This window comes from Shewanella sp. TB7-MNA-CIBAN-0143 (genome assembly GCF_040310065.1).
Taxonomy (GTDB): domain Bacteria; phylum Pseudomonadota; class Gammaproteobacteria; order Enterobacterales; family Shewanellaceae; genus Shewanella.
In genome coordinates this window covers 58,028-76,424 of sequence record NZ_JBEOPL010000010.1, presented here as the reverse complement: position 1 = coordinate 76,424, position 18,397 = coordinate 58,028, and the positions used below count along the sequence as shown (strand labels likewise).

Annotated in this window: 14 protein-coding genes; all 14 read right to left on the bottom strand. The window is 43.1% G+C overall.

All coding sequences use genetic code 11. The features are described 5' to 3' along the window. Positions 1 to 23: 23 nt before the first annotated feature. The 14 genes from AAEY97_RS10070 to AAEY97_RS10005 all read right to left on the bottom strand — a co-directional run bounded on the left by AAEY97_RS10070 (position 24) and on the right by AAEY97_RS10005 (position 18,334). A complete protein-coding gene (locus AAEY97_RS10070; RefSeq protein WP_101087681.1) occupies positions 24 to 854 on the bottom strand; it encodes a carbon-nitrogen hydrolase family protein in 831 nt (276 codons plus the stop codon). Continuing rightward, positions 778 to 5,094, bottom strand: coding sequence for a YhdP family protein (locus AAEY97_RS10065; protein WP_350998593.1), 4,317 nt, complete (start codon positions 5,092 to 5,094; stop codon positions 778 to 780). Before AAEY97_RS10065 ends, AAEY97_RS10070 begins: the two co-directional genes overlap by 77 nt. Beyond that, complete coding sequence (gene rng / locus AAEY97_RS10060; protein ID WP_059747760.1) at positions 5,094 to 6,584, bottom strand: ribonuclease G; 1,491 nt, start codon at positions 6,582 to 6,584, stop codon at positions 5,094 to 5,096. The genes AAEY97_RS10065 and rng overlap by 1 nt, the downstream gene beginning before the upstream one ends. Positions 6,585 to 6,665: 81 nt before the next feature. Continuing rightward, complete coding sequence (locus AAEY97_RS10055; RefSeq protein WP_350998590.1) at positions 6,666 to 7,253, bottom strand: Maf family protein; 588 nt, start codon at positions 7,251 to 7,253, stop codon at positions 6,666 to 6,668. Between the two features lie 57 nt (positions 7,254 to 7,310). After that, complete coding sequence (gene mreD, locus AAEY97_RS10050; RefSeq protein WP_011639151.1) at positions 7,311 to 7,802, bottom strand: rod shape-determining protein MreD; 492 nt, start codon at positions 7,800 to 7,802, stop codon at positions 7,311 to 7,313. Continuing rightward, on the bottom strand, positions 7,799 to 8,755 hold the full coding sequence (gene mreC / locus AAEY97_RS10045; RefSeq protein ID WP_101087684.1) for a rod shape-determining protein MreC: 957 nt from the start codon (positions 8,753 to 8,755) through the stop codon (positions 7,799 to 7,801). The genes mreD and mreC overlap by 4 nt, the downstream gene beginning before the upstream one ends. Before the next feature lie 63 nt (positions 8,756 to 8,818). After that, on the bottom strand, positions 8,819 to 9,868 hold the full coding sequence (locus AAEY97_RS10040) for a rod shape-determining protein (RefSeq protein ID WP_011639153.1): 1,050 nt from the start codon (positions 9,866 to 9,868) through the stop codon (positions 8,819 to 8,821). A gap of 192 nt (positions 9,869 to 10,060) precedes the next feature. Next, a complete protein-coding gene (locus AAEY97_RS10035) occupies positions 10,061 to 14,572 on the bottom strand; it encodes a DUF6701 domain-containing protein (protein ID WP_350998587.1) in 4,512 nt (1,503 codons plus the stop codon). An 85-nt stretch (positions 14,573 to 14,657) separates the two neighbouring features. Then, positions 14,658 to 15,113 carry an MSHA biogenesis protein MshP gene (locus tag AAEY97_RS10030; protein ID WP_350998586.1) on the bottom strand — a complete coding sequence of 152 codons (456 nt, stop codon included), beginning with the start codon at positions 15,111 to 15,113 and terminating at the stop codon, positions 14,658 to 14,660. Next, positions 15,103 to 15,930, bottom strand: a complete 828-nt coding sequence (locus AAEY97_RS10025) for a prepilin-type N-terminal cleavage/methylation domain-containing protein (protein WP_350998583.1) — start codon at positions 15,928 to 15,930, stop codon at positions 15,103 to 15,105. The genes AAEY97_RS10030 and AAEY97_RS10025 overlap by 11 nt, the downstream gene beginning before the upstream one ends. After that, on the bottom strand, positions 15,930 to 16,466 hold the full coding sequence (locus AAEY97_RS10020; RefSeq protein ID WP_350998580.1) for a type IV pilus modification PilV family protein: 537 nt from the start codon (positions 16,464 to 16,466) through the stop codon (positions 15,930 to 15,932). Before AAEY97_RS10020 ends, AAEY97_RS10025 begins: the two co-directional genes overlap by 1 nt. Further along, positions 16,456 to 16,938, bottom strand: coding sequence for a type II secretion system protein (locus AAEY97_RS10015; protein ID WP_502959451.1), 483 nt, complete (start codon positions 16,936 to 16,938; stop codon positions 16,456 to 16,458). The genes AAEY97_RS10020 and AAEY97_RS10015 overlap by 11 nt, the downstream gene beginning before the upstream one ends. A gap of 206 nt (positions 16,939 to 17,144) precedes the next feature. Further along, on the bottom strand, positions 17,145 to 17,663 hold the full coding sequence (locus tag AAEY97_RS10010; RefSeq protein ID WP_350998574.1) for a type II secretion system protein: 519 nt from the start codon (positions 17,661 to 17,663) through the stop codon (positions 17,145 to 17,147). A gap of 65 nt (positions 17,664 to 17,728) precedes the next feature. Continuing rightward, positions 17,729 to 18,334 (bottom strand): pilin, encoded by a 606-nt coding sequence (locus AAEY97_RS10005; protein WP_101087690.1) that lies wholly within the window; start codon positions 18,332 to 18,334, stop codon positions 17,729 to 17,731. Positions 18,335 to 18,397 lie beyond the last annotated feature (63 nt).

The following is an 18,397-nucleotide window of genomic DNA, read 5'->3' as shown; positions in this document are numbered from 1 at the left end:
AGCCAGTGTTATTTCAACCAGTGTTATTTCAACTGCGGTTCTATAAATCGATTATGGCCTATCACTGGCATTTGTTGACGAATACGTCGTAGTTCCGTTAAATCGACTTTAGCTTGTACCCAGCCGCATTCAGTGGCTTGCTCTGCAATCACTCGGCCCCATGGGTCGACGATCATACTGTGACCCCATGTTTCTCGACTGCCCTGGTTATGTTGTCCCCATTGGCCCGCCCCCAACAAATAACATTGAGTTTCAATAGCTCGGGCTTGTAATAACACCTGCCAATGCGCTTCACCAGTGACTTTGGTAAAAGCAGAAGGTAACGCAATATAGTCTGCACCCGCTAAACGCAACGCTCGAAACATATCGCCAAAACGGATATCGTAACAAACGGCTAAGCCGACTTTGCCAAAAGGGGTGTCTATGACACAAATGCTATCTCCGGGATGAAAGGTATCACTTTCACGATAAGTCTTGGTGCCATCTGCCACCTCAACATCGAATAAATGCAGTTTATCGTAATGACCTAGGGTGACGCCATGATCATCAAAAAAATAACAGCGGCTAAAGACTCTACCATCATCTGCACGCATGGGAATGGTGCCGGCAATAAAATACACTTGGTATTGTTTTGCCATTGCAGCTAATGCATCTTTAAGCTCACTTTGATGCTCGTTGCCAGCATGTTCAAGTTGCTGGCTTTCATGGCCACCAAACAATAAACAACACTCGGGCAACACCACTAATTGCGCTTCATCGGCCTCGCGGGGTAAGTCTTTAAGCTGCGAGTCGACAAACGCGAGATTGGCTTTGACATCGCGACTGCTTTGACATTGTAATAAGCTGATTTGCATTTCTCACTCCTGGTAGCATAACGACGTTAGTTGCTGGCTCGGCTAAAGTTTTGCGCATTCGATCAACTTCAGTGTCAGTCGCTGACGGTTGATTTACATCAGATAAATTATCGATACCAGGCATAAGTTGCGTGGATGGCGAACTTCTTGGTAGCGATTTATCTTCCGCTTCACGAGCGTTATCGCCACGCTGAACATCTGCCTCAACGTTATTTTCTGCTTTACTGTCTATGTTAGCTTTAGTTTCTACGTTAGCTGTAGTATTTAAGTTAGCTTTGGCTTTAGCTCCAATAGTCGTCTCTACACTGGTCTCGTCCGCTTGCGGTAAAATTGCTTTAGGTATTTCGATTTCTTTACTCTTACGCTCAAGCTCTTCTAGCTGCGGGTTGTCCATGGTACCGGTGACTCGGAAACGAATTTCAGAGATAACTTCAATAACCGGTTCTAACACTTTCGTTAGGGCAAACGCGCCTAAACCTAGGGTCCATGCACTCGTACTCAATAACACCACGGTTGGCACACTTGACGCAAGTTGCGGCACAAAACGAATGTCATAATTTAAGCTTTGGGTGGTTAAGTCGGTGTAGCCTCTTACTCGCATATTACCAGCAATAGCATCCATTTCAGAATCAGTGGTTTTAACCACCCCATTATCAATCGTCAAGTTACCGTTAAATGTATTGAAATATAAACCTTCGCCAAACACGTCCGAAAAATCTAACGATAATTTGCGCAACAACGAATCTAAACTAAATAACGAAAACACTCGGGCACCTTTATCACTAATTTCCGATAAATGACCTTTGCCCAAATCAAACTTAAGTTGGCCATTTAAGGTGTCGAGGGCGAAGTGATAAGGTGCGCCTTGCCAAGATAACTGACCAGATAGGTCCAGTGGTGCATCTTGCAATCCCGGGTTTATTTTTAACATCGTCGATAAGTCATCAAACTTGTCAGCCTGTAAATTAACCTCAAACAGGGTTTTATCGATACCATTTTCAACAGACCATAAACCGTTGGCCTGTAATGCTACCGTCGGTTTTGTGATGGAAACAGTTTGAAATTGGTAGCCTTGTTTATGTGGTAAGCCTTGCAGCACTAAGTGACCTAGTGATAAATCATTAACGCTAAAGTCATCAACATCTACAGCTAAAGTGGGCAGATTCTCTAGCATCGACGTTGGCGCTAACGCAACGGTTTCAGGGCCACTCACTACCGGGAATAAATGCAGCTTTTTCGCGACCACTTTGATGCCTTGATCGCGCCAGTTAGGATAAAAATCGATACGTCCCTCAAACTGCTGCGAATCAGCGTCAACGCGCCACACATGTTCAGTGGGTTGAGCATCAAAATGCAATTTATCAAATGATTGCCCCAATACATTTAATTGAGCGATGTTGGCATGAATACCGACTAATTTAGGGAATGCGGGGGCTGTAGCTTCAATCGAAGAGGTGGCATTATGTTGTGCTGTAGCGCCAGGTAGCTCTGCAGCCGTTAAGATGCGGTCGCGTACCGATGAGGTGATCACTTCAGGTTCTGAGGTGGCACTAAAGCGATTAATGAGCGGGAGCCACTGCGCTAAATCCACTTTTGGCAAGTCTAAATGTAGATGTCCTTGTTGCTTATTTAAGTTGTCACCTAGTCTAAAGTGGCGACCAATCATGACATCATAATAGGCAAGCTGACTGCCACTATCAGCATTAAATCCTCCCCAAAACTCCAGATCATTGCCCAGTTTAATGCTCAATGATGATTGTTTGTTATCGCCAATAAGATCCGCACTTAGCTTTCTGGGCTCGTCTGCAGATTTTTGATAAGGCATCGGTAAATCCAATGACGTACCGATAAGATCGGAATTAGCAGAGACTTGTAAGCTGTAACCACTGGGGTCAAAAATCATGGTTAGCCCGCCGTTCCAGTCTAGCTGCCCATGGTACGTTTCCGTCATTGGGTTATGTAAACTGGCAGGCAGAGCATCAAGATCCCATTTGCCACGCATATCGACATTCAATGCTAAATTGCTGTTGTGTTTACCGGTCTTTACGCTAAACGTTAACGGCTGTTGAAATAATCTGGCCTTAATATTCTTACCTTCAATCAATTGATTTACAAAGCTCACTTGCCCTGACACAGCCTGTAAATCTAAACCAGGCGAGTTAATAAACACTGGGTTATTATCAAGTGTGACTTGGCCTTTAATCAATTGCCCACCCCCTTTATATAAGGGAATGGAAAGATCTAATGTGGTATTAATATTTCGCTGAATTTGCACCACATCTAACGTTGCCCCAACAGAACCCCGCAATGAAGAGGCATTAATCACTTTGGTGGCGGCTTGTGCATCGGTGGTGATATCTGCTTCTACTCTTAATAAAGATTCTTTACCAAGATGTGGAATAGAAACTCGCGCACCGTCCACCACCACGTTATCGAGTTTGCCCTGATCAATATGCAAATCCATCATGTCATTTTCAAATAATGCGGAAAGCGTGAGCGAGCTAACGGCAGGCCAATTTGGTTGGAATTTAAAGATGCCGCTATCAAGGGTAAAGCCAGCTTGAAATACTCCACTGCTATCTTGATAAGGATAATCGCCTAATGCACCATGCCAAACGACTTGTGCATCGTTTATATTCCCAGCCACTAAACCGTCATTTAGGTAGTTGATTAAATTGGGGCTCATCGCCATTAATGGAAAATACCGCCCAAGATGAGAGACATCATTAATAGTGACATGAGCAGCTAAACCCATATGTGTCTGCTGGGAAAACTCAAGATTCAAACCTGCTTGCAGGGCAATATCATCATTAATAAATTCAATATTAGGTACTGTTAAGCGTTGTTGTTCGACATTATAACGCCCCATAATTGGGCTGCCGCGCAGCACAATTGGTTGACCAAAATCACCGCTAAAATCGAGCGTATACTCCTGCTCTGGCAAGGCAAACTCGAGTTGATTATTGGCCCAGGTTAATTGAGCATCAATAGGGCTAATACCAGGCACTGACAGATAAGGTTGCCACTGCAATTGCTGTAACTCGACCTTGGCGATAAAGGGTTTGTCGTCCGGTTTATACAGCCTAATCGGCCCAATTAGCCCTTGAGGGTTGAGTTGTTGCCAAATATTCACTTGCTGCTTACCCAAATCGGGCACTAGCGGCAACATTGGGGTTAAGTTCGCTGGAATAATCTGGTTAGCGTAACCAAAAAAGTCACCCTCGCGAGTGCCAATTGCCAATGTCAATGATGGCCAAGTTTGATCATTGGTCGATAAATCTAAATCGTGGCTGTCTATTTTCCAACCATCGGGTTGTAGAGTCCATAGCAATGAACCTGAGTTAATTGCAAATTTTTGCTGGGTGTCTGCATCGTGCCATTGTAACCAGCTGGGTTTAAAAACCAATATGCCATCACGAATTTGACGATGAGCAAATGTCATCCACGCATCGAGGTTTATCACGCCTTGAAATTCAATATTATCAGTGTTTGTTTGAGCGGTATGCTGCCTTGACGCCCATTCACCTAGGTCTAATGAGTCTGCGGTAACATAAAGCTGGCCTGCTACAGTATCGGGTTGATAACCATCCCCTGTAAGGTCAATGCGTAATGTTAATTGCTCTTGCTCCGACTTAAGCTGATCGACGTGGATAATACCTTGCGCTTGGTGACGATTAGCCGTGTTTTGCCATAGCAGATTATCGATAAAAATCGGCTGATAAGCATGTTGTTTACTCACCAGTTGTAAAGACGCGTCGGTAATTGAAAAATGTCCCAGCTGTTCTAGTAACAGACCATATAACCAATCAAGATTAGCTTTATCGCCCACTGTAGCCTGGTCATCACTAGCCGCTAACTCATCAAGATTTAACGCCACTTTAACGCCATCAAATACTACCGTTTCAATCTGTGGGCTCAAGGTGAAAAGCGATTGCCAAAAATCGAGTTTGATATGCACATTTTCGCTGATAACGGTAATCGGTAAGTTATCTTGTGGCGGTAAGACTAAATTATTAACGGTAAGTGCTGGCCCAAAAGCTTGCCATTCTGCACTCAGTTTATCCATCTGCACATGCAATTGGTATTCACTTTCAAGATAATGGATTAACTCAGTACGTACTTCAGGAATATGGGGCAATAAACCACGAATAAGGCTCACAACCAGTGCAAAAAGCACCAGCGCGATAGCCAAAATTTGCCAACATAATCTGTTGATAGTTACTGCCTGAGTTGTCGACACTACATCATCACCACATCATATTTACTTTGAATGTATAACGGTTCATTTTGCAAACGAATACGCTTACCAATGTAGACTTCTAATTCTGCCAGCAAATGCGATTCATCACCACTAAAGCTCATATACACCGCCGGCGAGCAATACAGTAAAAACTCATCGGCTTTGTATGCTCGGTCTAAACGGATAATCTCTCGAAAAATTTCATAAGACACGGTTTCAATCGTTTTCATGGTGCCGGTGCCTTTACAGGAAGGGCATTCACCACACACCACATGCTCTAAACTTTCGCGAGTACGTTTACGGGTCATTTCCACTAAACCTAAGCCCGAAAAACCACTGACACTGGTTTTAACGCGATCTAACGCCAATGCTGCATTTAAGCTTTCTAGCACCCGCGCTTGGTGTTCCTTACTTAGCATATCGATAAAGTCGATAATGATAATCCCACCCAAATTGCGTAACCGTAGTTGCCTTGCAATTGCTTGAGTGGCTTCAAGATTAGTATTGAAAATGGTTTCTTCTAAGTTGCGATGGCCAACAAATGCGCCGGTATTGATGTCGACGGTAGTCATGGCTTCAGTTTGGTCAATAATTAAATAACCACCAGACTTAAGCTCAACTTTACGGCCCAAAGCCCGTTGAACTTCGTTTTCAACATCATACAATTCAAAGATAGGTGCGGGGCCGGCATAATGTTCAATTTTATCCGCAATTTCAGGCATAAACTCTTGCACAAACTGTTGCAGCTCTGCATAAGTTCGACGCGAATCGACTTGAATATGGTCAAGTTCGGTTCCGACAAAATCACGAATGATCCGCACTGGTAAGGCTAAGTCTTGATACAGTAAGGTGACGCCTTTACGCTTACGACGCTCGCTGACTTTAGCCCACACCCGGCGTAAAAAGGCCGCATCTTGAGCAAGTTCATCTTCACCCACATTTTCAGCCGCGGTACGAATAATAAAGCCGCCGTCATCATCAACATAAGGAAGAGTAATATTTTTAAGGCGTTGACGTTCGTCTTCAAGCTCAATACGTTGCGATACGCCAACATGACTAGAACCAGGCATAAAGACTAAATAACGTGAGGGTAAGGTAATGTCAGTCGTAAGGCGGGCGCCTTTGGTACCGAGTGGGTCTTTGACCACTTGCACCATAATGTCTTGCCCTTGACGCACGAGCTCAGCAATATCACGCACCACAAAGTTGCCTTTTTCGACATCGGCAACACATTCGGTATGAGGAACAATATCTGAGGCATGTAAGAAAGCAGCTTTATCTAAGCCAATATCAACAAACGCGGCTTGCATACCTGGGAGGACACGGCTGATTTTACCTTTGTAAATATTGCCGACCAAACCTCGCTTCATGCGACGTTCAATATGCACCTCTTGTAAAACACCATGCTCGACTAATGCAACACGCGCTTCTGTTGGCGTGACATTGATAAGTAATTCTGTGCCTTTTTTACGTTGTGCTTTTATGTTCATAAGCCACCAGTATTCGGGTCATGCTCCAATCGTAATATTGACAGCAGTTGTACCACCGTAGATGACCGATTAAAGCAAAGGTTAAGTTTGCTGCATCATGCAGGCTAATAATTCACGTGTTTCGACTAACGGCAAACCAACCACTGCAGAGTAACTGCCAGTAATCGATTTAACAAAACAACCACCCAGAGCTTGTATACCGTAAGCACCGGCTTTGTCCATCGGTTCACCTGAGGCAACATAAGCATCTATGTCTGCTGCAGACAATTCACAAAAACTCACTTGGGTACGGCATAGTCGGTTAAAGGTGTGTTCACCGTCTGTTAACGCTACCGCGGTCATCACTTCGTGAGTTTGACCGGATAATAATGCCAGCATACGTTTGGCATCATTTAAATCTGTTGGTTTACCTAATATCAGGCCATTTAACACCACTATCGTATCTGAACCCAGAACTTGAGGCTTAACCACATGACCGCTAAGCGCTAGACCCGCTTGGGCTTTTTCAAGTGCGAGACGACAGACATATTGCTCTGCCGTTTCAGTCAACAAAGGTGTTTCATCAATGTTGGGTGCGACAAGCTGAAACGAAAAATCGAGATGACTAAATCCCGCTTGCGCCAATAATTCTTTTCTTCTTGGTGATGTTGAAGCCAGTACCCATGCCATCGGTTATTTACCCTAATTAGTGTACATTAAAATCATACTCACTTTAGTGCGTAAGGATTAACGTACTTTATAATGGCGGCGCATATTGCGTAACACCCAAAACACCCACCACCAAATAAATAAACTCGAAATAGCGGGTAAAAACATGTCCACATTAAATGGGGCTGCGCCTACAACAACAAACTGCACCCAAAATATCACTGCATGATAAATACAAATAAAACAAGCAACTAGTAACGACTGTTGCCAGCGAGGATAGTTACGTAACTGTTGGCACAACAACACCACAATATAAATCACTAATGATAATGCTAATGAACGGATCCCTAGATGAGCGCCCAACAACACATCAAGCATCACCCCTAACAACCACGCAGTGAGAATACTGTAACGATGCGGTAGCGCCATGGCCCAATACATCATCACCATCAATAGCCAATCCGGTCGCCAGGCTTCTACCATTTTTGGCAACGGCATAATCTGAAACATCATCCCGATGAATAAGGTCAGCCATACCACTAAGCGACCATTTGCAATATGTGCGCTCATTGGTTTACCTCGCTTGTTACTGGTGTAGTGGTTGTTTCTACGGGTTGAGGTTGGGGCGCTGAAGAATTTGCAGTGGCAGCGGCTTTATCTGCCGCTTCTTTTATTAACTCTTGTACGTCATTAGGCAGCGTAAACGGTTTGGTTTCATCAGGCCAAATCAGTAACACGTATCGAATACGATCTAGCGCTGCCAAAGGCTGAGCATAAATTACGGCATAACTCTGGCCATCATCACGCGACACGCTAATAACGCGCGCGACAGGATACCCTTCAGGAAAACGATTACCCAGCCCTGAAGTGACTAATAAATCACCCACTATAATGTCAGTGCTTTTCGCCACATGACGTAGTTCAATTTGATCAATATCACCCATGCCATTCGCAATGGCCCGCACATCGTTACGGGTAACACGTACCGGAATACCATGAGTGGTATCTGACACCATCAATACTCGACTGGTAAACTCACTAACCTCCACCACCTGTCCCACAACGCCCTGGGCGTCAACCACAGGTTGACCAACATAAATGCCGGTTTGTGAACCATGATTTAATACCACAAATTGACGAAATGGGTCACTGGCAACTTCCATCACTTCAGCCACCATTTTACGAGAATCCATGTGCACAGGCGAACCGAGTAATGCACGTAAACGCTCATTTTCTTGGCGAACATGCTCAAAACGTTGTAAACGTTCTGACATAACCAGTTGTTGGCGTAACAGTTCTTTGTTTTGCAGTTCAAGCATATTGCGGGTGGCAAAAGCCTCGGCTGACCAGTCGAGCATCACCCCTGGTACATTGGCTAAATACTGTAGAGGACTTAATACTGAGGATAAAGATTGGCGTATTGGATCAAGGCGATTATTGGTCATAAGTAATGCCACCGACAAAATAATTGCCAGTGTCAATCTAAATTGACTCGAGACGCCACGAACGAAAATTGGTTTCATAAATTGTTCGCAACTTTGTTAACCCATAAAATGCCATTAACAAAGCCGCTCAGCAGTTGATAATTAGTTCTCTTCAGAGAACAAATCACCACCGTGCATATCAATCATTTCAAGAGCTTTACCACCACCACGAGCAACACAGGTCAGTGGATCGTCTGCGACCATAACTGGAATACCGGTTTCTTGCATTAATAAACGGTCTAGGTCACGAAGTAATGCACCACCGCCAGTTAATACCATGCCGCGCTCAGAAATATCTGACGCTAGCTCCGGTGGTGATTGCTCAAGGGCAACCATTACCGCGCTCACAATGCCAGATAATGGCTCTTGTAATGCTTCTAAGATTTCATTGCTGTTTAAGGTGAAACTTCTTGGTACACCTTCAGCAAGGTTACGACCGCGCACTTCAATTTCAAGTACTTCGTCACCAGGGTATGCGGTACCAATAGTATGTTTAATACGCTCAGCTGTTGCTTCACCAATTAAACTACCGTAGTTACGGCGAACATAATTGATAATGGCATCGTCAAACTTATCTCCACCGATACGCACTGATGAAGAATACACCACGCCATTCAATGAAATAATCGCCACTTCGGTCGTACCACCACCAATATCGACAACCATAGAACCGGTCGCTTCAGATACTGGTAAACCCGCACCAATCGCAGCAGCCATTGGCTCTTCGATTAGATAAACTTCACGAGCACCAGCGCCCATCGCTGATTCGCGAATAGCACGGCGTTCAACTTGAGTCGCGCCTACCGGAACACACACGAGTACGCGAGGACTAGGACGGAAGAAACTGTTGTTGTGCACTTGTTTGATAAAGTGCTGAAGCATTTTTTCGGTAACATAAAAATCGGCAATTACGCCGTCTTTCATTGGACGAATAGCTTGAATATTACCAGGCGTTCTGCCTAGCATTTGTTTTGCCTCTCTACCGACTGCAGCAACTGACTTTGGTCCATTGCTATTGCGTTCGCCGCGAATGGCAACCACTGAGGGTTCGTTCAACACGATGCCTTCATCGCGAACATAAATAAGAGTATTTGCCGTACCTAAATCGATGGATAGGTCGTTAGAAAAAATGCCGCGCAGCTTTTTGAACATGTATCAGGCCTGTATTCTGTGAAATCAGAAGAAGAAAAATCAGCTAACTTTATCAATGACACCCCCATTCTACAAGACCGAACAGGTTAACAATTGCTAATCTGACGTTTTTTTTTGTAAAAGTATCTAAAAAAATGCTAATCGGTCAAATTTAATCCTAAAAAGCGTAAAAGAGATGCTTTTTTATTCGGATCATTGACTAACCTCACGCCAATAAATGATCTTATCATGGCCTCGGTAGCGACCAAAGTACACACTTGCTCTTGGCTCATAGAGCTGAGTCGGACTTACTTGGTCCCAATTCCAATACCACTTAAGCCAATCCTCGACTTGTAGCGGTGCGGTCACTTGACCTCGATATGCGACAGAACCAGTGTTTTGCCATAATAAGGGGAGTTGGCCATTGTTCATCGTAACGTTCACGGCACTGTTGCCATCACTACGGGTAACGGTTTCACCAGAGGTTAATAATGGGTCGTATATTTCGCTACCATCAAGTAGATCGACTACTCGAGTACAGCTATCACTGACGTTAGTTATCCAGCCGCTACCATTCCAATATTGAGCATACGTTGGCATGCGTAAAATTTCATTTTCAGGGCCATAGGTATTATCCATCACCACTCTGCCATGACGAAAATCTTGAGTCGACAATTGTTTCGCATTGCAGGTGTTACTGTCAGCGCAAATAGCACTGCTGTCTGCACGCATATCAGGTGAGGCAATAAACGACACCGCTCCATCATTATCAAATGCTTGTACGCCAAGAGCTAACTGACTAAATGGTCCATCCACAGCCGGTGCCACGGTACGACGAAAATTTGCTTGATAAGATAATCCGACGTTTGCTTCACCCAAAGCCCAAGAACCAGCATTTATTGGTAAAGCACTTAATCTACCACTCAAATCTACACCATTATTGATGTTTTCACCCACAAGGCTTGCACTACCTTTAGCAAAGGCTCCTTGATAATTTTGAGTTACGTAAGTACCGGTATTCAAGGCACTTAATGTTAATGTCAAACCAAACGGTTGATCAATGTAGGTAAAGCTACCGCAAGATGGCAATACACTTGAACTGCTGACTAAAAATCGGTCTGGTATAAAACGACCTATATTAGGAGATGCGGCTAATGGAATGTCATAAAAACTCGACCCTAAATAGCTACTCGGTGGATTAGCGGTAAAGCTAAAGACGCCCACTTCGGTTACCGACTGAGAGACGGTATTACTATTAGTCGTTTGCGCAGCATGATTGTATAGCGATGATCCCACAGCCCCTAACACACCTCCGGCTGGAGCAACCAACTGATGACCTAATACAATATTAGTATGGGAATAATTAGGGGTATTTACATTATCGCAGTAATTTGTGTCCCCATCCGCTTGCCATGCTTTACCTTGCATAATTAAATCAAATGACTCGCCAGCTTTTTTATATCGATTACAAGTACTACTAATATTTGCAGAGCACTCTGCAACACTATCTTTGGGGGTAACGCATAAGCCTACAGGGAAACTAACAAACTGATCTGAACCTAACATGATCAACCCCTGCTCATCGCCTGTGCCAGTATACTTTGCATCTAGCTGCATTCTTCCTGCATCAGGATAGTTAACAATAATATCTGCTTTTCCTTCTGCATCGAATGCCAACGCAAGCGTGGTTGCTGCACTACTCTGTTTACCCACAGCTGTTGCATTCACGGTTACCGATTGACCACTAATCAACGTAGTCGGCTCAATATAAGTACTCCAAAAACCGACGTTTTTGGTTGTACTAGCAAAAGTAGGTACACATTGAAGAGTACTATCCGATTTTTTCACTGCACTAATGGATACATTACCTGTTGGTTTGTTAGCCAACTTATCCGGCACATCAAAAATGAAACCACTGTCTGCAAACACTAAACCACAGTTAGCCTCACTCGCGGCGCTACCATTAACACGGCACAAGGTTTTACTGAATGCTTTAGTACTTGGCGTAGACCCTGTAACACCTAAAGTAACTGTGCCTGGAGTATTACGTCTTAGTTGTAAATCTGATTTTTGCCCACCAGTAAACGTTATCACGTTACCACCAACCCAACCGCCACCACCGGTGACTGTTGCAGGGCTTAAAGTTGCTGTAACGGTATCGGCCTCTGTCTGCGTACAATCCGCATTGGCACACGCTTTAATCGACAATGTTTTAGGTGTGCAGGTGATCCCTTGGCCAGAATATGAATATTCAAAGTGATCTATTTGTATTCCAACTGGATTTGATTTTAGAGCACAAATATTCACATTATCAATTTCATGCTTATTGGTTGATCCTCCTGTTGAGCCTGTTAACGATAATAAAAAGTTATTTGGTATCACTGCTTGGGTAGCGATGGCTGCTGCATCAAATGCGGAAATAATTTCAACAAAACCACTACCAGTATTTCGCTCTACTTTGACTAACGATTGATTCGCAACTTGTGAGTCTACAGTGATCCGATATCGATGCGCGGGAGTAACATTGTTGTTATCGATAGTTGGCGATAAGCAATTACCACTCGTATTAGTCGTGCCATTTGAACAAGTACCACGTAAATAAGGATAACCAGATGTGCCTGAGCCAGACCCTCTAATTGCAACAGATTGTTTACGGCGCCCTGGACCACCGGAGCCACCTTCTCGTGAAAAATTACCATATTCATCAATACCAAAACCTAACCAACCGCCAGCAAAACCAGCTTCATTTGAGCGAGCGCCATAACCTAACGGTCCGCCATAAGCGCCTGCTTGAGGTGTAATCGTGCTATCTGACAATACAAAAGCAATACCATCGGCACCGCTGCCATTATAAGCATAATGATCAAATTCTATGGTGACGAAATTGTCTGCTGCAGGAAATAGCCGTTGGTAAGTTGACGAAGTTGCTTGATTGGTTGCGGCTTGAGTAACTTGTAAGCGATTACTAACAATGGATGGAGTAAAACTGCCTCGACTATTGGAAACAACCCAGTCATCCCCTAGGTCAGTTCGTTGGAAATCGTCAGTAAAACATTGGAAGACTGGCTCAACGTTTTCAAAAGCAACAAAGCTATAATTCTCCCATCGATGTTTTCGATCATTATCGCTAAAAGTATCTTCATCAACGACCATACTCACTTTGTCGTTAGTCAACTGACAACGACGAAGCCAGCCGCCATCGCCACCTAAACGGCTATTTTTACCCGCAACTAATGTGGGAATTCCCTTAAAGCCAGTTAAAGGCGTGGTATAACTACATTGAGCCCTAATATCTTCGGTACCACTATCAGTAAACGTTTGCGCTTGGCCAAAGTGATAAGTGGTTTCTTCACCATTTATCTCCATAGTGCCGTTGCCTGACTCCAATACTAAGTAACCAATAGTTTCATTCTTAATTTGGCTATTGTTCAAATTGTCTGGTCGACATCGACTATTGCTATAAACCTCAGACGTATCTAACGCGAGTTCAATTCCAGTCGTCGAAAATTGTGATGAGCTAGTTAACCAACAATTATTCTTTTGAGTTTGAATTTGATTTAACAAGATATTTTGCTTCAAAGATAAAGCTAAAGTGACAGAAGTATAGGGGGAATTCGAACCAAACAAAGCCTGATTGTAGTCAACAGAACCCGCGATAAGTTTTGTGTCGTTCGGTAATTTATATGTGCCAGGAGTGACAGCAATCCAGTGAACTTCAGGCATTTCATTTGATGCTACATAACGGTTACTAGGTGCATCTGGTTGTTTTTTTGACCAGATAAATCCTTGTTCCGATACACTATCAATAAATACTGATGCTGGGCCGTCGTTATTACTATCCTCAACAGTCGGCATTAAAAAGACTAAGGGGGACACACCTGTAGGAAATTTTTTATCAAAAGTAATACTATTAGTCGTCGCTTTTCCATATTGAATATGAAATTCCGTAGGCGGTATATCAATAGTACAATTGGGGGTAGTAGTAACACTAGTCACTTTATCGCCAAAACTGACACTACTATTACCTTCTAGCAGTATGTTGCTTGCTGTTAATGCTCCATTCAAACTGGCACTACCACTAATAGTGGCATCACCCTCAGAAAAAACATAAGCATTAAGTAAAGCACTGCCATTAAGCACAAAATTGCCATAGGTATAAATAATAAATCTTTCTGATTCATTTATTAAATTTAGATTGTAGTGCTGATAATCGTTTTTAATAAAAAATGTCACTGTACCTGTTGTTGGAAACTCTAATTCCACACCATTGTTTATAGATAAGGTTTCAATCCAGTACTGCCCAGACGATAGCACTATTTTACCTGATGATGCCGTCAGAGACTTCATTTTGTAAATGCCATTTTCCGTATTGAAAGTCAGTGTCCTATCACTGCCGCCGCTTAAATTTATATTGCCATATTCCCCCTGTTCAACAGTGACATTGGGGGCAGCCGATGTAGGAGGCCCTATTTGTTCAGTGCTAGTAGAAGTACATAAACTAAAGGCTAGGCGATCATTTGGAATAATTGCTATTGGGGACGAAGCTTTACAGTTTTTAGCCTTATTATCAGATACACAAGACTTATCAGCCTCTGTGACTGTAGATGCGGGTAACTGACCGTTGGTTGGAGCATTATATAACAGTGCTCCACCGGAAAAATTAATTGTGGCATCAGTGCCATGGGCATTAAGCCCTTCTATAAAGCTGCCATCCCAACTCGCCATCACAGGGAGGCCTGTTAAACAAAAACTAAAACAGAGCAAGAGCTTAAAAAACAGGTAAAAAGCTTTACCTTTTAGTCTCTGGAAATTAATTCCCACGGGCTTCTACCTCCACTTGGCGACTCACTCGCAAACATGTTGAACTATTTGAATTGCCACCGCAATTACCAGTTTCGCATACCGCCGAGCTGTTAATGCGATATTGGCTCACACTGCCCACAGTGGCCGTATTACAGCTAATCGACACTGTGCAGTTATGGAATCCAACGGCATTATTTGGCTGTGTCCATGTTGAGCTAACATTAGTACAAGTTGCCACAGTGCCATTAACTGGAAATAACTCAGCCAAAGCCGCATCAGCACCGCTATTGGCACTAAACAAAGCTCGAGTGCCCCACACTTCCATATTTACAGATTCATCTGCATCACCGACAATACGAATTAAACTCGCGGCAAGTAAAAACATCACCGTTAGCACAAATACACCAATAATTAGTGCGCTACCTTGTTGAGAATGTTGGGTTAATTTCAGCTTAGGGAACATTCATCACCTGTACTTGATGTTGATATTGAAATGTTTCACCATTGACGCTAAATAGTGGCTGCAAATGCACTATAGCATTAGTCACCAGTGTCGATGGAGTCAAGATCACCGCGGGATTAACAGCTAAGGTATTAGTGACATTTTGTGCCATCAATACGCCATTGCCCATTGCTGCTGGTGCAGGCTGATTGACCTTATAACCATAGTTTTGGTACAGGCGCAGATCAACATTGCTAGCTGTATTAACAAAGCAGTAGCTTAATGGGCTATCGGCAACAAACAAGCGTTTTAACGGTGAGGCCTCAGTAAAACGCACACTTTGAGTTAATGTAATGGTGAGTTGATCGCTTATTTCAGCCACACTCTGCACAATAAATCGTTTGCCGGTAGTCGCTTGAGGATTATAAATTTCGCTATTGGTTAAAGGATAAATTAGCACTGACTGAGCAGCATTAATGGGACGAATACTTTTAATCGCGGTTATGGTATTTTGCGCAATTTGAGGCACAAACGGTGCTTCAAGATACGATGTGCTGGTGCTAATAGGCAGTAACTCCAAACACTGATAACTGCCATCGGTTGCGGTAAGTACCCGCATACTATTGGGCACTGCACGGCGAATATCTCGGGTCATCCGCTCGATACCAAAACGGCTTTGACTGAGCACTTGATCTACCGCACTTGATTCAACAAAAATACGGGTACCAAAAATCACAAAACTACTAATCCCAACAATAATAATCCCTAAGATTAAAATGACCGTCACCATTTCAATTAAGGTAAAACCTGCTGCTTTTAATCCTCGTCGTAAAAGCATTAGTAGTTACTCCTTACCGCTTGGTAAGTGATCACTTCATTAGCAGGCGTTGTTACATCTACTGTAATTAATTTTTGCGCTTTCGTTGCTGAGTCGAGATATGACACAGTGACTTGCAACTGATAGCGAGGATAGGCTTGGACATAAGTTTGGCTCGAGTCGAGCATGTTATCATCTTCATCCAAGCCATTATAATCATCAACGTCGTTGAACATGTCTCGGCTTTCACCGTCTAGTCCTAATGCTGATGCTGCAGTACAAGCGATACCAATAGGTGCATTACACGCTGGTACTCCGCCATTAGGATTGGTATTTTGATCATATCGCTTACCCCAAATTTCATTCATTACCGAATGAGCTAATTCTGCCGAACGCACTCTTTGTAATGTTGATGCTGCTCTATCCGCCTGGGGAAAAAGCATGCTAGTGAGCATCACTATCGCAATGCCGATCACCATCATGCCAATGACAAGTTCGATTAAAGTAAAACCACGAGTAGATTGTGATAAACGATGAAATTGAATGTTACGGAGCATAAATATACCCCTCTGACTCGACCGCAATGGCTAAGGTTTCATCTGCCACCACATTAAAGCAATGGCCAGAACAAACCGGAGATAACATGCGACCTAAGCTGTCGAAGGTAATCGAAAACACTTGGCTAGCATTACTGGTTAAGGCGACATGAGCATTGCCGCTGAAGGTTTGTTGTTGCTCTATACGTACTTGGTTTGTACATAAGCTAGCGGCTCTTCCGCTAAAATGGCGTAACGTATAACCGCTTGATGTCACATCAATTTGATAACACTGATCAGTATTCTGGATGGCTTTAAGTTGGACCTGGCGTAACTCACTAATAAATTCACTGCGTAAACTGTAGGCACTAAAAGATGAATCAGACATCAAACGCGGCAACACCGCCACGGCAATAATACCAATCACAATCATGGTGGTAACCAATTCAACCAAGGTAAACCCGGCTTGAATATGATGTTGTCGATTCACTATGATGATGTCCTCATTCACCTGATGAACATTATTAACGTTCAATATTAATTAAACCATAATGGTGTCAATAACTTATATTAACGCATTCAGTATCGCAAACATAGGTGATATTGTCTGTTTATTCTAATGTCAGATCTGATTGCTATAAATAAAACTTATAAAAAAACCTGCTTAAAGCAGGCTTTTGATTTTTAATTAAAAGCGCTTTAACAAAGATCAGGATCTGTTATTGCTACATAAGTTGGAATGGTCGTTGCATTTGCTGCCTCTGTATAGATTAGAGTACAGGTAGCTGGAGCGCCAACTTGCCAAATAGTAGCAACACCTGTATCAACAAAGATAGTCCAATCAGCATCATTATCTGTAGCAATTGTAGGGTCTAATGCACTAGTACCTACATTAAAAGTCACATCCATCGCATTTTCAAGTTCTGCTTGCAAACCTTGTAAATAACCAAACTGTGTAACTGCTGGAGTTCCTGTACCAAGAACAACAGAAGGTGGTGTAGCATCATCTTTAGCTTTTTTCTCTTCACCTGCTAATGCTGCTTTTGAATAAACTAAGGTGTTTGCACCTTGAATTGCCGCTTTCATTCCTGATAACGCTGACGCGCGCGCATCACCTTGCAAGTTAATAAACTTCGGCGCTGCCGTAACCGCTAAAATACCTAGAATAATGATCACTACCACTAATTCGATTAATGTAAAACCTTGTTGTTTTTGCATATTAAATAACCTCTATAGAAAATAAATGGGTAAACCAACATCACTGCGAACAGTGGTAAATCAAATTAGTTGTTAGTAAATGATACGACCTGACCCGTACCTGCATTATATGTTACACCGTTAGCACCCGCAGTGTCTAAATCAGGCGCAGGATCGGCCACTCCCGACGTTTGATTTAGCGCTAAAGTAGCCACTTGGTGATAAACACACAAATCAAGACCAGTAACAGTTTGGCCATCTATACTGGTAGATGAACCGCCGACACCATTTTGCATTCTTACAGTATAACGATGATTACGGGCATCCTGATTGAAAAGAACATTTCTAGGAGCATTTTGTAAAACTGAATCAAATACTTCCTGACATGTTTCGTTGGTCATTGAGGTAACATCAGTATTGGTTGTGCCAGTTGGAAAACCAAAACGTGTATCGAGTGATACGCTAGTACCATCTAAAATAACACTGTTGTTACGACGACCATCAACTTCCCATTGTGCGCGAACAAAACTCACTGCTGTGGCTAAACCACCAGCAACACCATCAACACTGGCATCTTCAGCATCATCGGTCACATTTAAAAAACGCGGGATCGCTGTAGCGGCTAATAAACCGAGGATGACAATAACAATAACCAACTCGATCAATGAAAAACCTTGTTGTTTCAATTTCATAATAACTCACTCTTATCTATAGCGCCTACAACAGGAAATAATACTGATTAAGCTATAACTTCA